Annotated in this window: 16 protein-coding genes; 2 read left to right on the top strand and 14 right to left on the bottom strand. The window is 60.6% G+C overall.

Going from position 1 to position 17,904, the window contains the following annotated elements; genetic code table 11:
• Window positions 1-789: a hypothetical protein gene (locus Harman_RS18050; protein WP_137685127.1), complete on the top strand. Its 789-nt coding sequence runs from the start codon at window positions 1-3 to the stop codon at window positions 787-789.
• Between the two features lie 95 nt (window positions 790-884).
• Window positions 885-1,247, top strand: a complete 363-nt coding sequence (locus Harman_RS18045; protein WP_137685139.1) for a hypothetical protein — start codon at window positions 885-887, stop codon at window positions 1,245-1,247.
• 547 nt (window positions 1,248-1,794) lie between these two features.
• Here the strand turns inward: Harman_RS18045 and Harman_RS18040 are convergent.
• From Harman_RS18040 to Harman_RS17970, 14 genes are all read right to left on the bottom strand, one after another.
• Window positions 1,795-2,661 carry a DNA-binding protein gene (locus tag Harman_RS18040; protein ID WP_137685126.1) on the bottom strand — a complete coding sequence of 289 codons (867 nt, stop codon included), beginning with the start codon at window positions 2,659-2,661 and terminating at the stop codon, window positions 1,795-1,797.
• 663 nt (window positions 2,662-3,324) lie between these two features.
• The gene (locus tag Harman_RS18030; RefSeq protein WP_137685125.1) at window positions 3,325-3,654 is read right to left on the bottom strand and encodes a hypothetical protein; all 330 of its coding nucleotides are present in this window, start codon (window positions 3,652-3,654) and stop codon (window positions 3,325-3,327) included.
• A gap of 9 nt (window positions 3,655-3,663) precedes the next feature.
• Window positions 3,664-4,020: a hypothetical protein gene (locus Harman_RS18025; protein WP_137685124.1), complete on the bottom strand. Its 357-nt coding sequence runs from the start codon at window positions 4,018-4,020 to the stop codon at window positions 3,664-3,666.
• Between the two features lie 99 nt (window positions 4,021-4,119).
• On the bottom strand, window positions 4,120-4,587 hold the full coding sequence (locus tag Harman_RS18020; protein ID WP_137685123.1) for a hypothetical protein: 468 nt from the start codon (window positions 4,585-4,587) through the stop codon (window positions 4,120-4,122).
• A complete protein-coding gene (locus tag Harman_RS18015; RefSeq protein WP_137685122.1) occupies window positions 4,584-4,916 on the bottom strand; it encodes a ribbon-helix-helix domain-containing protein in 333 nt (110 codons plus the stop codon). Before Harman_RS18015 ends, Harman_RS18020 begins: the two co-directional genes overlap by 4 nt.
• Before the next feature lie 83 nt (window positions 4,917-4,999).
• Window positions 5,000-5,335 (bottom strand): DUF7558 family protein, encoded by a 336-nt coding sequence (locus Harman_RS18010; protein ID WP_137685121.1) that lies wholly within the window; start codon window positions 5,333-5,335, stop codon window positions 5,000-5,002.
• A complete protein-coding gene (locus Harman_RS18005) occupies window positions 5,335-5,625 on the bottom strand; it encodes a hypothetical protein (protein ID WP_137685120.1) in 291 nt (96 codons plus the stop codon). The genes Harman_RS18010 and Harman_RS18005 overlap by 1 nt, the downstream gene beginning before the upstream one ends.
• Window positions 5,626-5,858: 233 nt before the next feature.
• On the bottom strand, window positions 5,859-6,347 hold the full coding sequence (locus Harman_RS18000) for a hypothetical protein (protein ID WP_235007257.1): 489 nt from the start codon (window positions 6,345-6,347) through the stop codon (window positions 5,859-5,861).
• A 360-nt stretch (window positions 6,348-6,707) separates the two neighbouring features.
• Window positions 6,708-7,970 carry a phage NrS-1 polymerase family protein gene (locus Harman_RS21655; RefSeq protein WP_200830977.1) on the bottom strand — a complete coding sequence of 421 codons (1,263 nt, stop codon included), beginning with the start codon at window positions 7,968-7,970 and terminating at the stop codon, window positions 6,708-6,710.
• Between the two features lie 351 nt (window positions 7,971-8,321).
• The gene (locus Harman_RS17990; protein ID WP_200830975.1) at window positions 8,322-12,659 is read right to left on the bottom strand and encodes a primase-like DNA-binding domain-containing protein; all 4,338 of its coding nucleotides are present in this window, start codon (window positions 12,657-12,659) and stop codon (window positions 8,322-8,324) included.
• Complete coding sequence (locus Harman_RS17985) at window positions 12,625-14,832, bottom strand: VirB4 family type IV secretion system protein (protein ID WP_137685119.1); 2,208 nt, start codon at window positions 14,830-14,832, stop codon at window positions 12,625-12,627. The genes Harman_RS17990 and Harman_RS17985 overlap by 35 nt, the downstream gene beginning before the upstream one ends.
• Complete coding sequence (locus tag Harman_RS17980; RefSeq protein WP_137685118.1) at window positions 14,825-15,946, bottom strand: hypothetical protein; 1,122 nt, start codon at window positions 15,944-15,946, stop codon at window positions 14,825-14,827. The genes Harman_RS17985 and Harman_RS17980 overlap by 8 nt, the downstream gene beginning before the upstream one ends.
• A 2-nt stretch (window positions 15,947-15,948) precedes the next feature.
• On the bottom strand, window positions 15,949-17,064 hold the full coding sequence (locus tag Harman_RS17975; protein ID WP_137685117.1) for a hypothetical protein: 1,116 nt from the start codon (window positions 17,062-17,064) through the stop codon (window positions 15,949-15,951).
• A 2-nt stretch (window positions 17,065-17,066) separates the two neighbouring features.
• The gene (locus tag Harman_RS17970; RefSeq protein WP_137685116.1) at window positions 17,067-17,903 is read right to left on the bottom strand and encodes a hypothetical protein; all 837 of its coding nucleotides are present in this window, start codon (window positions 17,901-17,903) and stop codon (window positions 17,067-17,069) included.
• Between the last annotated feature and the right edge of the window lies 1 nt (window position 17,904).

Below are 17,904 nucleotides of genomic sequence, written 5' to 3'. Positions count from 1 at the left end.
ATGCCCGGCGACCGATTCCCGCACGAGTTCGTACCGAAGACCAAACCTGGAGCTTCCACCGATAGACGCCTCTTCGGCTACAACGTCGAGGAGTTCCCGGCCCTCCAAGCACCGTTCCGCCGGTCGATTTGGTTCGTAAACCAACCACGAGAGGCGTTCATGCATCCCGACCAGATGCTCATCATCAACTCGATGGAGCAGAACGAGTTCCTGGTCGGTCGTACTCCTGAGGACGAGTTCGAGCGGCTACAGGAACTGGACGGGATCGTCGACGTCTACTTCCCAGGCGACCGCTGGGTCATGGACAGCGACGATATGGACCGTCGCGAACTCCTGAGCGAGATTGAGCGATCGGTCGAGGGGCAGAAGGCGCTCTACCGTATGGTTGAGGATGCCGAACTCGACGTCGAACTCTATCCCATCATCGTGGGGTGGGAACCGTGGCACTACGAGCACTGCCGGGAGCTGCTCGAGGTCTTCGGCACGAAGTCGTGTGCGTTTGACGGGACCGAGTACAACTCGAAGTTCAACCTCTGGGATGACCTAGAGGCCCTGGTCGAAACACTCGGCCCGGATCGGATTTACCTCAACGGTCGGGTCTCACACGAACATCTCCTCCACGCCCCAGACGAGGTTGTTGCCTTCTCCGGGAAGACGTCGATCTTGGACGAGAGCAGGCAACCGAACGGGGAACACGATGCCGAGCGGTTGACCGAGACCATCAACTGGAGGATCGAGGCCCTGCACAGCTCGCAAACTGCTCTTGACGAATTCATGGTGACCAACTAATGCCACGCAAAGGCGGCGGACCACCTGACGGACGTACCGACGAAGAACAATGGCAGCCTCCGGGACGCGAGGAACCACTCCAACGGTCACTCGATATGGCCTTGGAACTTGAACTGGACGATGAGGAGGAAGACCCGGATTTCATCTACGGCGATATCGTCCACGATACTGAGGCCGACGAACCGATCGCCTTGGTCGTCATAAACATTCCTGGACTCGAACTCGACGAGTGGGAGTTTGAGGACGGGGACACGCTGGCCGACAAGACTCCGAAGTACCCGGATGACGACGAGATCATCGTAGTTACTCCACTCGATGTGCTCGAACAGCACATCCCGAGATGGGGCGACCGGGAAGCTGCAATCCCACTCGAAGACCTCGTTGAGGAGAAAATTCCCTTCGCACCGTTCCCGTCCCTCCAACTGGTCCGGGTCGAAGACTCCCACCTTCGAGACTGAGATGGCCGACGAACTGTGGCCGTTTTTGGTCTTGCTTGCCCTCTTGGTCCTCACCGGAACGCTCGGGACCGTTATGGGCGCGTTCGGAGACGTTGTGCATCTCCTGTGTCCCGACCCGTCGAGCCCATTCAGTGTCTGGTGGTGTTAGGTGTCCTGCGTAGTCTCTGACCGAGATCCCCTCCTGCAGGTGCATCGGCGGTAGGTCTTTCCAGGCGTCCAGTGCGGCGGCTAACTGTACTTCGACGATCGGTGAGCCGGTCGTCCGGTGAGCTTCGCGGAGGTGAATGCGAAGCCGTTCGCGGGCTGTGAAAGTATGTTCCTTGGACATCGTTGCTCAGGGCACGTTGTCTGTGTCCCCCCCTGCCCCTCTGGGTACACACAAACCCCCTCTCTCTCAACCCTGGACAGCCGTCTCACTGCGCTCCTCTCAAGCGTGGGAGCCCGGTCGTGGCTGCCGGCCGACCAGCGGGAGGCCGGGAGCGGAGGGTGGGGTGGCGGGGTCTGGGTCGGTCCGGCACACAGCAAAAAAGAAGGCTGCGCTAACTGGCTATTCTTCCCACCACCGACCGCGCTCCGGGAACTCGATCCTGCTCCAGCCCGTGATGGCGAGACTGCACCGACCTTGGTACCAGTTCTTCTTGACCGCTCTGAATCTGACCGTCTGCCCCTCTCGAACCACCGTTTTCCCGCTCTTCTCCCAGACCGTGAATTTCGTTCGCCCGCTCTCGTCTTCGATGAGCCCGACTTGTTGAATTGAGTTGTCACTTGGAGTCCAGAGCTCAGTGATTTCACCCTGGACCGTCACCTCACCGACCGGGATGTCCGGCACATCCGCGATGGGCACGATTGCACCGGGGACCGCCTTCTGCTCCTCCAACGTCTCCAGCACCGCCTTCGTCACGTCCTGGCCGCGCTGCACCTTCTCGGCCAGCTGCTTCGCGACAACTGCTCTCGACCAGCCACCCTGCACTTCGTCGCTGATCCGCATTGCTTGCTCGTTGACCGCCGCGAGTTCCTCCTGCGTCAGCTTCTCTCGGGGATCTGTGCGCTCCACCGGTTCGGGCTTGTCTCGGCCACACTGCTCGACGACGACCTCCCGCGTCCGCTTCGCGCGTCCCTCCTGCTCACTGAGTTCCGCCTGGGCACTGATGTGCTCCAACTCGGCCTCCCGTGCCTCGATGCGCTCTTCCTGTTCGAGGGTCTTCCCGTACAGGTGATCCGGGCCTTCTTCGACCCGCGCATCTGGGTGGTTGGAATCGACTTTTGCCTGCACTTCCATGTCGACCGTCGCCCGGAACTCCGGCGTCTCGTCGACGACCTCGAATCCGTCCTCGTCGACCTGCGTTTCTTCGTGTTTCTCGAAAGCCTGTTCATCGACCGAAACTACATTACTGGTGGCGTTGTTACTTGACATTGGTCTCACGTAGACCTGAAGGCGCTCACGCGCCCGACACCGCGATGCTACAACATCGCGGATTTCCTCGACGACAACGACCGACAGACTCGTCTGCGCGCTCTCGCTCGCGCCTTCGCGAGCGCCCTGTGGGCGCGAGCGAGAGCGCGCCCGAGGCGGACGACCATCCAGCACCGCGCGCCGACCCGCCCGGAGCGAGCGGCCAGCGGGATATGCCCGCTCGTGTCCGGCCCGATGTGCGGGTCCGTGTCCAGGGCGACTGTCGCCGAGAACGCGCGCCGTGGTGTGGCGCGCGACAGCGCAGGCGGCACCAAGCCCTGGAACGCGAAAGCCCGCAAGGGGCGCAACCGACGGGGATACCCGCTGGCGCCGAGGGCACATCCATTTTAGCCCGGAACGGGCGCGGGCGGTGCGGAGAGCGCCCGCACGCCCGGAATGGTCGGTCGCGAGCGACGCGGAGGGCGGAACGCGGCGCGGGGGGCGAGCCGGAGAGAACCACTGGTCAACCGGGACCGACGGTTAGTGACACAGCCGACATCCTGGCGGACTCAGAAAGGGCGAGGCCGCCTCGGTCGTCCCCCGACCCCGCTAGCACCGGAGGAACGAGGAGCGCAGCGTGGGGCGCGGGATGCCGAGCGGCCGAGGGCTTTCACGAGACGCGTCTCAGTCGTCTCCCTGCGCGTTCAACTCCCGAAGGGTCCAGACAGCCGTCGTGCCGATCCGAACACCATCGAAATTGCGCATATCGAGGTTGACCGTGGCTGTCCGAAACGGATAGTGCTCAACGAGCACACGATGGATGACAGTTCTGACCGCCTCTGCACCATATCGATCAACGACAGCAGCCATCGCCTCGTCGAAGTGTGCGTTGTGGTGGTTCTCACGCGGGTCCCGTGCTCGCTCAAGGACAAGTGTGATCACGTCGTCGACCGACGCGTAGGCTGGATTCCCCGTCTGTTCTCGAACCTCGTAGAGCGCGTCGGTCTCGGTCATGGGTAGTACCTATCCACTGTCGACGTTGTCAGTTAAGTCGGCCCCATCAGTCGTGAGACGACGCTGACGGCGAACCTCAGCGAGGGCGTCTTTGAGCGTCGTGAGGTCGTCAATCGCCGTCGCCTCGCTCATAATGTCGTCGAGAAGCGCGGCTCGCTCGACAGCGTGGGTGTCTCCCTCGGTTGTCTCGATCGAGTCGATGGACACCGACCGCTCCTCACTCCATCCACACGCCCAGCAATTTCGGGCGACGACGAACTGCTCGTCTTTGTCAGCAGCAAGCAGTGCATCCGCCACTGATGCTGAGAGTGGATGGTCTGGCCCCACTTCCATCGTGACAGGGCCGCCACACGTAGGGCACTCCATATCGATACCGAATACCGCCGTCGCTTTCAATATATGGCGTCCGAGTCAAACAATCACATGGTCGTCGAAGAGGCGCTGCCGTAGCGAGATTGGGCGCCTTCAGGAAACGTGTTCGATGGTGATTTCAGGGAGTGAGTGCGCTGCTGGCTCCAGCTCGGCGAAGGATTTGTCGTTTGTGAGAATCGTCGGGTCGCGGTCACGGTGCTCAAACGCTAGCACGAGGATTGGAACGTCCTTCGGCTGGATCTCACAGACGCGAGCGAGCGTCTGCACGGTCGGAGCTGATCGCTGCTCTCGCAGGAGTGCGTCGCTCACATCACGACTCGACGGCGCCTCGATGAGCCCTGTCATTCGCGTCAGTCGCGTCAGAAACCTCGTTTTGACGGTATCACGGTCCGCCGCAGAGAGACTCTGTGTCCGGTCGAATGCGGCCAGCGCTTCTTGGACCATGTACGCGTTGATAGCAGACGTTGTCTCACCGCGGTCGATTTCAGCAAGCAATTCAGCGGCCTGCTCGTTGGTTCGCAGTGTCCCGAAGACCCACAAATTCGTATCGAGGATCTTCACGCGTCAGACCCGTACACCTGCTCGGATGTCTCCTTTCGTGCCTCTTCGACGGCCTGTTCGAGGTCGTCCGCATCGACTTTCTCCCCGAGTGCCGAGAGCTCTGCGTCGATATCGCTATCGGACTGGCGGCTCTGTTCGGCCTGCGCCAGCAGTTGCTCTAGCCGAAGCGCGGCGATCGCCGTGTCGTCATTGAGTTCTCGGAGATGGGACCGACATGCCTCCTTGATGAACTCGCTCTTATTCGTGTAGATCCCCGTTTCATCGAGGAATCGCTCGATTTCGGTGTCGAGTTCGACCGGGAACTTGACGCTGACACTCGCGTATTTCATGGTAGTACCATCGTGCTACAAATATTTAAATGACGGGCTCAGCCCTTGTTCCGGGGGGTGACGTACGGACATCGCTCTCCTCTTTATTTGCTGACCTCTTGGACAAGATGCTCCTCGAGGTCGCGCGTCCAGTACGTTGCAAGTCCGCCGGGACTACATCGCTCGCAAAATTGCAGCGGCCCCTCGAGATGGCCGAGTTCTACACGGAAGCGCGTGAGCGCTGCGAGGGCGTCGACGACGAGCCCACACCCGTCGCAGGTGTGGTGGTCGCGCTCCTCGGGATCCGGCCGCTCTTGGACGGCACAGTCGACACAGATTGGGTGTGTCACCCGTTCGTCTTTCCCCCACGTATGCGCCTCGCCCATCTCTGACCCAGGCGGTGAATCGCAGAACGCACACCCGGAAAGCGTCTGTTGCATCAGTCGTCCTCCGCGTCGGCGTCGGTGGCGGCCTGCCAGCCGCGATGGAACACGGCGAGTTGGGTGATCGAGTCGAAGGGCTTGCTACTGGGCTCGTGGACGAGAATGCGGTGGTCAGGGATTGGCGTCACCACATCGTCCTCAATGAGTTCATCAACGAGACGGCGGGCACTCCGCTCGTCGACGTCCGCCGTCGAGACCCGGGCCGCATCCCGGTCCTGGGCAACGAGTTCGGTTTCGAGTCGTTCGTAGTCGTCCGTCGTGTCGTCGAGGATATCAGGTCCAGTCATGAAAACTCACGCTCTGGACGCGCTTCGAGCGCGCCTCGCCCCTTTGCGGGCGCGAACGACGATCACGGACAGTTAGTTCGCCCGGCCGTTTGGGCCCTGCTCTTCCTGAGCACGTACGCCGAACCCGTACCTTTCCTGCTGCTGATGGGCTAGCTCTCCACCGCCGATGGCACCCTACGTATTCCGGTGGATTGCAAGAGTCGATAGCGAGGAAGCTCTCTTCCTTCGGGCTGTTAGAGTGCGATCACGAGCCCGGTCACGAGTGTAACGAGTGCGAGTGCCAGCCACGTTGTCCGCGCTGCGAGACGCCGCCAGAACCGCCGCCCCAGCTGGCGGAGTTGATCACGGAGGGCTGCCCGCCGTTCCGTTTCGAGGACCGCGACTTCGTCGTAGTAGTCACGGCGATCTGCGGGAAGCGTCCGGAGTGTCGTCTGGCACTCGCTGCAGGTGTATTCGAACTCTGCCCGGACGTGCTGGCGGCGAAACTCTTGCTTGCCGCCCTCGTCGTAGCCTGTAACCTCGTACACGAGAAGTTTTGAGACGAAGCGACGGGCTCCGCACTCCGGACATTGGTTCATTCGGAGCGTTGGCGTTCCATCCTCGCTGCTTGCATCGTCTGACCACGATGGCTGCGAATCTGTATCCTCCGTATCTCTCGATGGACTCGTGTGATTTTCTGACGGCGATGCACTGGCTGCCTCGGAGTTACTGAACGTAGACATGGATTCACCTGTGACTGCACTCAGCTGACACCAGACTGGACACCACGGCGGCTCTCGTGGTGGTGCCCATCGCGCTGAGCGCCGTCACCCTTGGTCGGCGCGATAAACGCTACTGCGGAGGAATTGTCTACTCGTACATAGTTCTGCGATCCACTCTTCGGCCTCGTCGAGACCGAGTCGCAGGATATCACGATGATCGACCGGCAGGAGTCATCGTCACCGGGCGTCGGGGGCGGTGGGTGGGGGATGGAGCACGATATAACGAGCCCATTGGGTAATCCGCCTCCGTTCACGGAACCAGGGCTCTGGAAGTAGTTTCCTCAGACAGGGATGATTGTCCTGACGTTTCAGTCCCCGCTGCTACTCAGACCGACCACCGAAGAATCGACGCAACATGGAGGCTGGCTCTGAGTCATCACCGGTCTCGATCGCAGTACTGGAGTCTTCCTTGTGGGATTGCGTAGTCTCCTGATCACGGGTTGCGAGTTCGTCGGTGAGGCGCTCGATCTCTGTTTCGAGGGCCTCGATCCGCTCAGTCTTCTGTTCGAGTGTTGCCTCGAGTTCGTCGACGCGCTCGCTCAACAAGCGGTTTTTCTCCGCCAGATACGCACGACTCCGGTCTACCTCGTCAGGCGTCCCGCCAGTTGCGACCCTGTCAGGTGTGCCGTGGGGATCTTCGGTATCGCCGCCGGCGTCCGGGTCGTAGAACTCCGACGTGGTCGCAATCGCTCGCTCGATGGTCTTCTCGCCGTACGTCGACCCGTCAGCGTAGTGGACCTCGTCCCACTTCTCCCGCATCAATCCCGACTGGCGGAACAGCTGCTCCATTTGGGTCCGGTCACCACCGGTCCAGAACGCCAGCAAACAGCACAACGCCATGTCGGCCTCGGACTGGCTGTCGTAGCCGACCGTATTCCCGTTCCAGAGCCGCTCGAATTTCTCGCCGTTCGATGCGTTTCGCGCTTTCTCGAGGAGGTCCTCGTCTTCGAGGTCGACGTCGACGTCGGCTACACCGGTCATCGGTGACCGGGCGGCAGCGTCACCACGCTGCTCGGACTCGGATGCTGTGTCACGCTCGATGTCTTGGACGTACTCGCGGTGAATCGCTGTGAGTGCGTCCTGCCGGCGTGCAACGCGAGTGGGTGTCCGCTCGACGTGATCGCCAGTGACGGTGAAAAAACGTGCCGTGTCGTACAGTTCGACGCTCCCGCGACGGTTCCGCCCGTCGGGGAGTGTGCCGGTGATCAGGACGTGATAGCCGGTACCGGACGGCGACACCTCCGTATAGGAGTCGAGTCGCTTGATGATGTCCAACGCTGCGTCGTCGACGTCGTCTGTCTCGGGATCGCGGCAGTCGTCTAGATCGACGCCGACGATGGGATCGTCGTTAGTAAACACGAACCCAATGCCATCGGCGTGCTCCGTCTCGGTGTAGTCGAGTGCTGCCTCGAAACTCGCCCAGGTCTCCGACGCTGTTGCTGACGCGAACCCCCCAGCCCCCGGCGTCACCGGAATCTTCGTCGGTTTACCGTCTCGGTTCTCTTCCCGCCAGCACACCCACTGGTCGCGTTCGCGTAACGTCTCCGGAATCGCCTCCGGCTCGTTGACGATAGGGTCACTCATCCTCACGTAGCACCTCGCATGGCTCTCACTGGCTCTGAGCCAGCACAGAACGCTCTCTGCTGTACGTCGCGATCCAATCCCTTGGTCCCAACGGGGACCCCCCGTTCTATCCTAGTTGGTTGTTGGGTGGAACACCCGCTATAGCAGGTTAAAAATCGCTGGACGTGAGCGTGTTCCACCCATTTCGGCCGTTTCGTAGCTGTTCCACCCATTGAAGATTTGGGTGGAACATGCCGCAGTCGGGTGATTTCCGACATTCGAGTTTGATTGGATGAGGTCATGATTCAGCTTGGGTGGAACAGGTCTCAAGAAGTCCCGATGATATCGGGAATTGGACCGTGTACGTCCATTTCATGGCTGAAAGTCCTCTTCAGACCGGATGCGGACACCAGTGTAATGCGGGACGGGTTCCCCGTCGATTCGCTTCTTCGTGGAGTCCACCTTGATGTGGGTGTTGAGCTTCCGGGTGAACCAACTCTTATTCAGCGGATCGTCGATGCCGTGTGCCTCTGCCCAGTCGTTGTAGAGACCGAATACATCGTCTTTCGGCACGGCTTCATCCGCGTCTTCGACGAGATATTCGTCGACAAACGCTTCGAACGACGGTGGCGATTGGTCTTCCTCGACTTTCTCATCGGCCTGGTCGGTCTGACTGGGTGGTTCGTCAGCGGCCGCTGATTCAGGCGATGCGGGACGGAGTGCCCCGTCAGTGATTGCCGAGAGTGGCCGCTTCTCACCGTCTTCATACACGACCGATTTCGCCTCATCGTGAAGGATAAGGATGCCGTACGTCGAACGTGTGTAGTCTGGTACGGGGAGGTCGGCTTCGGGGACGAATGGCTTCTTGACACGTACCCAGTCGTCCTCGAACGCCGATTTCGTCTCGTAGATGTGTTGCTCACCGTGCTCGTATACGACGTACTCGTCGGCAGCGTGGTCGTAGCTGTAGATGGCTGGAACACGATCTTTCGAGAGTGTTCCAAGCGACGGGAGGCGGATGTGTTCCGTCCCGCTGGTATCACGAAGGACGATCTCGTCGCCATCACGCTGCCAGATGTTCTGGGTCCCGTTCTCGTCGTCGGTCGCCGGTCGCACGGCCGTCACTCCACCTTCTTCGGTCGCTCCACCGTTGAACGTGAGATTCGAGTCAGTCGTGTAGAACCGCGTCTCACCATTCTGGAGGGTACGGACGGGTGGTGTGAGAATGCCGTCGACACGCTCGGCCCACTCAGTTTCGTCGTTTCCTGGGCGAACGACAAACAGCGGGATATCCCCTGCTTCTTGGGCTTTCCGGAGATTCGTGAGCACCTTTGCGGGATTCTCGGGTGTCGTCGTTTCGACTTCGATGGCGAATCGGTCGGCAACGTCGGGGTGACTCGCCCTCGCGTCAGGTTTCTCGCTGCCATCCTGTGCGAGGATCGAGACAGTGAAGCCGAGTGCGGTGAGCTCTTCTTCGATCTGGCGGAGTGCTGCGTCGTGGACACTCCCACCAGCGGCCTGCACGCTACCAGTATCGGGTGTCGAGACATCCTCTCCGGCTTCAGTGAGCCGGATGCGGAGCTCGTCGGCGTCGATATCGACGGTCGTATCGAGGTATCGTGATCGTTCTCGAATATCCGCGAGTGCATCATACGATGGCGGTTCGGCGTCGACGTCGTCGAAGAGTCGTCTGAGTTCGTCGTCAACTGCTTCGACAGCCACCCAGCCGTTCTCCTCACGGCATCCCGCTCGAAGTTGGAGACTCCGAACCACCTTCGCAATCGCACCGTCCAGGTCATCGCTCGCGATATCGAGGACCTCGTGTACGTCGGCAGGTGTTCTCGTTGTTGAGGTGTCTGGCTCAGCCGGCACACCGTGTCTGTCACTGATGTGTTCGTGCATCGAGGAGAGCGTCTCAGTGAACTGCTCTTCTTCACGCGCTGTGAGGGGAGACTTGCTCTCTGGGTGGCCCGGTGGGATCGGGAGTGGTTCGAGACTGAACGGATATGGCCCCGTTTCACCGAACGTCGGGCTCGGCAGGCTGGCGATCCACTCTCCGCGCGGCAACGAACGAATCCGATTGGCGAAATCCGCGGGATCCATCTCCTCGTGGGCCATCGCTCTGGCCAGTTCTCGGTCGACGTTGATTTTCCCGATGAGCGAACTGCCGATGTTGTTCAGGGCGTTCAGGTAGATTTTCCGCCCGCCTTCGGCCTCCATCTGTTCGGGGAACTGCATCGACAGGCCGACAGAGAGCCGGAATCCCCGCCCTTTCTCAAGCAGATCGTTCATGATGTCGGAGACCACGACCGACGCGGCCTCGTCGACGAGCAAGTTCACGACGTAGTCGTCCGGGTGCTCGGAGAGCGCCTGTTTGCGATCTTTGAGGGCTGCATCGAGATTGGTCAGGATCACACCGGTCATAATCCGGGCAGCGTCGTCGCGGAGGTCGCCGAGGTCGAAGAGGATGACCGTATCCTCGTCGAGGAGATCCCGGAAGTCGAACTGGTTCTCGGTATTATTGAAGATCTGACGCAGGTGCGTATCCTGTGAAATGTACGCAAGACGGTTTCCGACACCGCCCATCACGTTCGCGAAAGTATTCGAATCTAACTGGAGCTGCCGTCGAATCGTCCGAGTGACTTCCTCGTCGCTCGATCGCGGGGCGTCGCCGATGTTCTCGTTCGGTGGCCCGGCCTCCCAGAGCTGGTCGACGGCGTGTTCGAGCTGTCGGTGGGCAAAGTAGTCTGTCGACGCTCGGTACAGCCCGTTCTCACGCCCGTATTCCTCGTCGAACAGTGTCTTGATGAGCGTCTTGATGAGAGTCGGGGCCACAGTTGCCCGCTCGTAGCGGTCGGTCCCCATCACGAGCTTCAAAATCTCTTCGTAGTGGTCGGCCTTCCGCTGGACGGCGTCTTCGCGCCGTCGTCCGCTCTCCATCGACGGTTCGAGGTCGAAAAACGAGAACCCAGGGAGTACGTCCGGAATCGGGAAGTGGACGACGTTCTCTTCGAGGTCGGTCATTCCGAACCGACGCGCGTGAGCCCGCATATAATTCTGGGCCATGTCGTCGTTCTTCGGGATGATGAGGATCGTCGGCCCCTCTGTGTTGTCGTACAGCGACAGCATATCGTTGATGAGGGCTTTCGACTTCCCAGAGCCGGTTGTTCCGAACCGGCCGTAATGAGTGGGCAGCAGTCCGGGTGGAATGTGTGTCGGCACGTCTTCGGCCTCGCCGGTGTCTTTGAGGGCGTACCCGATTGCCATCCCGTCTCGGAACTCACTCATGAGGTCCTGGTGGGGACGGGGCAACGGATTCCGACTCTGCTGTTCCGCACGCGTCCCACGTGTCCCCTCGACAGTAAGCTGTTCCGAGGAGGGTACGAGTACGAAGTTCGCGAGTTCTCGGCCACTCACGACGAACTCCGGTCGGGTCTTCCCACGGCCGGTCATGATCTCACGATCCAAGAGCCGCTGAAGCGCCGCTCGGGCGTTTCGTTCTTTCGTGGCTGCCCGAAAGCCGCTGTCGCGCAACCGTTCGGCCGTAACCTCGTAGTACGGCCCGTCAAGCGGGTCGAATACCGGGACAAGTGATTGCATCCGCTCATCGAGATCATCGCGACCCTCGTCACCGGCTGGAATCCCGATGGCTCGGATGTTCGCGGTGAACGACCGCTTCGGATTTTTCGCCTCGATTGCCTCGATGCGTTTTGCAACCGCGTCGCTAAGCTGGTTTCTATCCCGGCTCTCCGACTGATCGTCGAGTTCGAAGAGGGAGCCAATAATCTCCTGGGCGAGTGTGTCCCGCCCGTCGATGACGTCCTCCTTGCGAAGATCGGCATCAGACTGCCAGCTCGCGCGTCGCTGGAAGACGACCTGGAACGCCACTGGTGCTGTCGCCTCCATCAGATGGTCGACGAGCGACGCGAGCGCACCCCCTGGCTGATCGACGGCTGAAAGTTCTGCTTCGTCGTCGTCGGTGAATGGCGACAGTGAGGTCATCCAGTCCTGCTTCCGAGTTGCCGACCCTTGCCACCGCACGCCGAGTGGGGAGACGGATTCGGTCGCTGGCCGCGCGAGTATCGTCCCCTCCGATGTTACCGTTGGTTTGCCAAGCGTCGTGAGTGGCTCATCCTCGGGAATCGCATCTGGTGGTGCGAGTTCGAGGGCCGTGTCTCCAACTTCGATGATGTGGTCGGCAGACGGATCGGCATCTGCTCCTCCATCCGCGACTGATTCGGCGTCTGCTGGCCTCGCTTGACCGTTGTCGTCAGTGCCACGTTCGTATTGCTCGTCAGGACCGAACTCGTACGTTAGCTCGCCCGACTCATAGTGCTCGACGAATGTCTCTCGGTCGAATTCGACAGGCTGCACGAGTCGCGATGCGATGTCGACCTCGGTACGCTCGATGTCGAACGTCTCGGGATAGACCGACCGGAGCCGTTTCTCCAGGGTATCCAGATGGTCGTCAGCACCGTAGTAGAATTCGACGGGGTCGTCTGCCCCCTCGCTCAGCGCGAGAAATTCGAATCGTATCGGTGTGTCGCTATGTAGCGGATTGAGTTTGTCAACTAGCCCTGCTGAGTCCGCTGAGGTCAGTTTGTGAAGACTTTCCAGTGCCTGCGGTAGACGCTCCGGATTGAGGCGTTCGGAGGTTGGCGTCACGCGGAGGAACTCACGCATCGTCGTCACCTCCCGTTGCGCCACCATCAGTCTCTGTTGGCGTCCGCTCAGGTGGGAGTTGTCCGTTGTTGGTCGCTCGGCTTTCAATATCGTCCTGGAACGCCTGCACGTCCGCGTCCACAGCATTCTCGCCAGTCCCGGGGAGTGAGGATCGCCGTTGCTCGGTTGGCTCGAAGTCGATGACTTGCTTCTCCTTGGGCATCGCTTTGACCTGGATGCCGCGCCACTCGCCGTCGACGCCCACCAGAGCCTCGGAGAAGCCGGCGTCTTCGTTGCCGGGGACAGCGTCCTGGACGAACCGCATCTGCGCGTAGTTCAGCCCGAATTCATCGGCCCATTCCTCGTCCATCCCATCGAGACGATGGAACTGTTTGACCGCACACTGGTCGAGGATCGCCTCGGATTCGGCGTGCTCGAAGAACTCGTCGACGGTCTGCGTGACCAGCCGAATCGAGAGATTGTGGTGGCGGTGGTGGCGGAACACCGTTTCGAGGAACGCCAGGCTCGCGGCGTCCTGCATGATGTAGCGCGCCTCGTCGATGTAGAACACGACCTCCTTGTCCGAGACCTTCGCCCGCTCGTAGACTAGCGAAATGAGCAACTGCATCGTCAGCGCCGTGCTGCTGTCGACGCTCCCCTCCTGCTGGGCCAGATCGAGGTAGATGACCTTCTCGTCCCGGATGTCAAAGTCCGACGCTTGACCGAGGTTGGCGTGGCGACCCTCCCCTTCGAAGGGGCGAAGCTGGTCCAGAAGCCACGTCGCGTCCTCGCGAATCTTCCCGGCCTCCTCGTCGGAACGAACGACGAACTCCTCAGGGTCGTCGACCATGTCCTCGAAGACGTCCATCATGTCTCGGATGGTCGGGCTCGGGTTGTCGTGTGTCGAGATGTCGTCGGTGATGCCCTTGCGCTTATAGGCACGTTTGAGGGCGAGTTCGAGCGTGGTGCGGCGGTCTCCCAGTGAGATACCACGGAGGGCGAAGAAGTTCGTGAGGAAGCTCATCGCGTCGTCGAGCTTCTCGTTGAACGGACTCGCGTCCTCACCCATCGCCCGCTGGACGTGCTCCGGGGTCTCCCGGATCTCCAGCGGATTGAGTCCGAGTGTCCCGCCGACAGTGATCCGCTTGGCGTCGAGTGCTTCGGAGACGCCTGCCCAGTTGTTGAGCGGTTCGAGGATGATGCCGATGCGGTCCTTGCTCTGCTCGATAGAGCGGATGAAGTTCTGCTTGGAGCTGAACGACTTCCCGGAGCCCGTGTCGCCGACCGTGAACATCGCGTAGCCGTTATCTCGGGAGAATGGGTCGATGACGACGGGGCTCTGGTTGTCTTTGTGAATGCCGAACTCGACGCCGCCCTCCTCGAGGATCGTCGCGTTGTGCGGCGAGGACAGTAACGCGCCGACGGCGCCACCGAGCGCGATCGATGTCCGGCCGAACTCGTTGTCGCCGATGGGCGCGGCGGACTGGAGGGCGAGGTCCTGCCGGCAGATGGCGGTCTTCGGCGTGAGGTTCGCCGGGTCGTCCCGGAGCGCACTCTTGACCGTCTGGACGGCATCTCTGAGCTCGTCTTTCTCGTCGGCCCGCACGGTGATGAACATCCCCTGATCGAAGACGTTCGCGCCGTTCTCGACGGCCTTGTACGTCGCTGCGGCTTCGTTGGCGCGTTCCTGCAGGTAGGCACTCCGGATACTCTGTTCGAGGTCAGCATCGACCTGGAGGTCGTCCGCGATGTCCTGCAGTTCGTTCCGGGCCCGCTCCTGATTCTTCGGCGTGATATGGGCCGTCAGATCGAACTGGACGTCGGTCATCTCGAAGAGGTCGCTCAGATACCCGTCGTTGGGATAGTCGGCATAGTTCGCGATATATAGCGTCGTCGTCCACTGCTCGCCGACCCGTGCGGCTCGCGTCTCCCACTCGATCGCTGCCGGCGCGGTCACCGTCTTGTGTGACTCGGAGATGTCGTCGAGGAGCTGGCGTTCAGCCTCACCTTCTTCGAGTGTCTCCTCGTCGAGGACATCGGTGAAGTCCACGTCTGGTTGATCATCCGCAGTGGAGCGGTCCCAGAGGTACTTACTGCCGACGCCAAGGACGAGACCCATTGCAAGGGCAAGTACTGCACTCTCTGCTGGCGTCAGATTCTGGAGCCACCCGGCGACGGAGCCAAGCGCGCCACCACCAGTCTGGAGGATCACGTTACGCATCGTGTGGGTCCTCCCGGCGCGAGTGGCCGATGATCGATTGGTCGCGAACGACACGCTCCGCCTCGTCGTAGTCGTGTTCGCGGCCGTTCCAGAAGTCCATATTCAGGACGAACAGCTCGACCGTGCTGAGCCGGCGTGCGGACCACCCCGACGCTTGCTGGATGAACTCGGCGCGCACGTCGTTGACGCGGCTGTCGAGTTTCTCGAACATCTTGGCACGGCGTTCGACGTCGGTGAGGTCCTCGCGGCGGGTGACGAACGGGTTGAACAGGAAGCCGATGACCGGGAACTGGGTCAGCTTCTCGGCGGGAGTCCCCTCGTCGCGGAAGCGGTCGTAGACCTCTATCGGGCTGACTTCAACGCCGATGTAGTACCGAACCTGCTGGATGCCCCGGTCACGCATCTCCTTCGGCCGTGTCTCCCGGTACTCCTCGAGGAGTTCTTTGAAGATCGGGTTCTCTGTGACGTCTTCGTCAGTGAGTCGATCTTCGATGGTCTCGGTGATCTGCTCGACTGGGAAGGAACGGGTTGTGGCGTGGAGTTTGAGCTTCGAGTCCAGTTCTTTGTTGGCGAACTCTTCGCCAGCGTCTTGCAGCTGCGCCCAGTCGTCGGACATCGCGAAGTCCATGTTGGCTGGATCGATCTCGATGAACGCCTCCATCGCGCCGTCTTCACGCTGGATGGCACCAGCGCCCGGCCACGCCCGCTTGATGTTCGTGAGGTCCTGCGTTCGCTCGTCCGGCTTGAACGGCGTGTAGTTCGCGAGTCCGCCCTCGTTGCGCTCTGACTCGTTGGTACTGGTGTCGGCGTCGGCGGGCGCACTGAACGTGACCTGAGGCCGTTTGAGGTACCGATAGACGTCTTTTGTCCACGTCCAGGCGTTCAGATGGGTTGGTGAGACGTAGATGACGGCGACGCCAAAGCCAAGCCCGCCAGCAACGAACGGGAGGGCCAGTGATTCGATCCCGGTGAGGCCCGCGATAAACAGCCCAATAATGGGGAAGGCGATGAGCATGCCGACGTCCCCTTCCTCGATATTGAGATACGGGATGCGGCTCTCCTCGCCGAACTGATCCATGATGCGCCGTGCTGCCGCGTCTTGATCTGCTGACATTGTTAGTGGATTCCTCGATCAAACTCCATCCCGCTGTCATCACTCGCCGATTCCGCTGTCGCTCCACCAGGATCATTCTCTGTTCGACGGTACGACGGCGTGCCGCCATCGTTTCCTCCATGTCCACCGCGGGCAGCCGCTTTTTGCGCGACGGCGTGGCCAGCGGCGGCCTTCGGCCCCCACCGAGCGGCAGTCGTCGCGACGCCGGCGCCACCGACGTAGGCTCCAGCGGCGACACCGCCAACGAGTGCTGCGCCTTTGGTCGCACCGCCGACGACTTTGGCCGTCAGCGGAGTCGCGTATTTGAACGTCTTCCACGTGATGTAGAGAGCGACCAGTGGGAGGGACGCCGCGACGAGATATTTGAGGAACGCTGTTCCTGGCGTGAGCGTCCCACCGCCGTAGATCAAGTCGTACCCCTTGAGGACCATCGCTGCCGGGAGCGGGAGGACAGCCAACGGGACAAACCGTTTGCAGAACCCCATTGCGATATCGGATACGACCGGAATGTTTCCGTAGGCCAGTGCAATAGCGATCGGCATTCCGTACAGGTAGACATAGAGCAGGATCATCCGGATGTAGAACAGCGCCTCCAGAGCCCACATTGAGATTCCACCAATCACGGCGAACAATAGCCCCAGTCCAGGGTTTGTGATGGCTGCTCCCAAGAACTGAAGCATTGCCGAGGCTACCGAGGAAAGCTCCGGCATTAGTGCAATGGTGAACCCGTCGACGAGGTAGAGTGCGAGAGTTCCAACCCAATACCACGTAATGATTAGAAAAGCACCGACCCAGGCCGTCTTCTTCGTTTTTCGGGCTTCGTAGGCACTTCCAATATTGAAGATCCGAACCGTGTGACGGCCCTGAACACTCATTACAAGGAGCAACAGGGCAATCAGCATGATTTCGCCGCCGATGAGAGCATCGTGAATCGCTGGCCAGGGTGCATTGGTCGGTTCACCGAAGACAAAGGCTCCGTTCGTCTCTGGGGTCGGGGTTCCGAACATTCCCTCAGTCAGAGTCTCATACCCCGACCTGAGACCGTCCATGAACAGCCCGATGAACCACTCAACGACGCCCTTGATGCCCTCAAGGACGACGTCAATGAGATCAACCATCGTCAGGTCTCCGTGATCGTGACCTCACAGTCAGTCATCTCGTCAGACCCGGTGTACTGGACATCATAGGTACTCGTGACTCGATTGCCACTGACTCGGGTCTCGACGATAACCGTGAACTGGCCGCTGTTACCATCTGGGGAACACCCCATTCCGTCCTCACTCTCTGAACCGAACGGGAACGAATTACTGAACAGGTCGGCCGTCTCGCCAGGGGAGACTACTACCTGGTCGGTTTCGTGCATTCCACTGCCTCTGGGGTTCTCAATTGGATTGGGAACGTCCCCGGAGAAGATCAGTTCAGTTATCGCTTCTGGACCACTCCCTGTGTTCTCTACCGTGACGAATGCCTCGCCATTCTTGATCCGGTCCGTCTCGCTCTCGCCATAGACTTCGTCCCACGGCTTATCTGGATTATTTCGATAGAGTCCAACATCCTGTATCTGAATCTCTGGACGGAGTTCAGTCGTGGTCTCAACTACTGTCTCCTCGCCTTTCAACGCGAGTACGCGGTACTCACCAGACGCATACGCGGTACCAATCTCGAATGAGACCTGCTGAGCACCTGCGGCTACGTCACGCTTCCCGAATAGCTCGCCGTTCGGTTGGATGAGGTTGACTTGGTCGACGTCGGCCTCTTCGGAGAGTTCGACGACGAGTGTAGTCCCCTCGACAGCGACTCGCGTAAGTGGGCCTTTGCCATCTGGAGAAGTCGTTCCGTCACTAGGCGTCCCAGAACCGCCATTGTCGTTCAGACAACCAGCGACGCCTGCGAGCGCAGCGCTGGCGACTGTTCGGAGGGCGGTTCGCCGACTGATGTGTGGGTGGTTTCTAGTCATG

Origin of the sequence: Haloarcula mannanilytica (assembly GCF_005406125.1) — an archaeon.
Lineage (GTDB): Archaea > Halobacteriota > Halobacteria > Halobacteriales > Haloarculaceae > Haloarcula > Haloarcula mannanilytica.
This window is presented reverse-complemented; position numbering and strand designations above follow the sequence as displayed.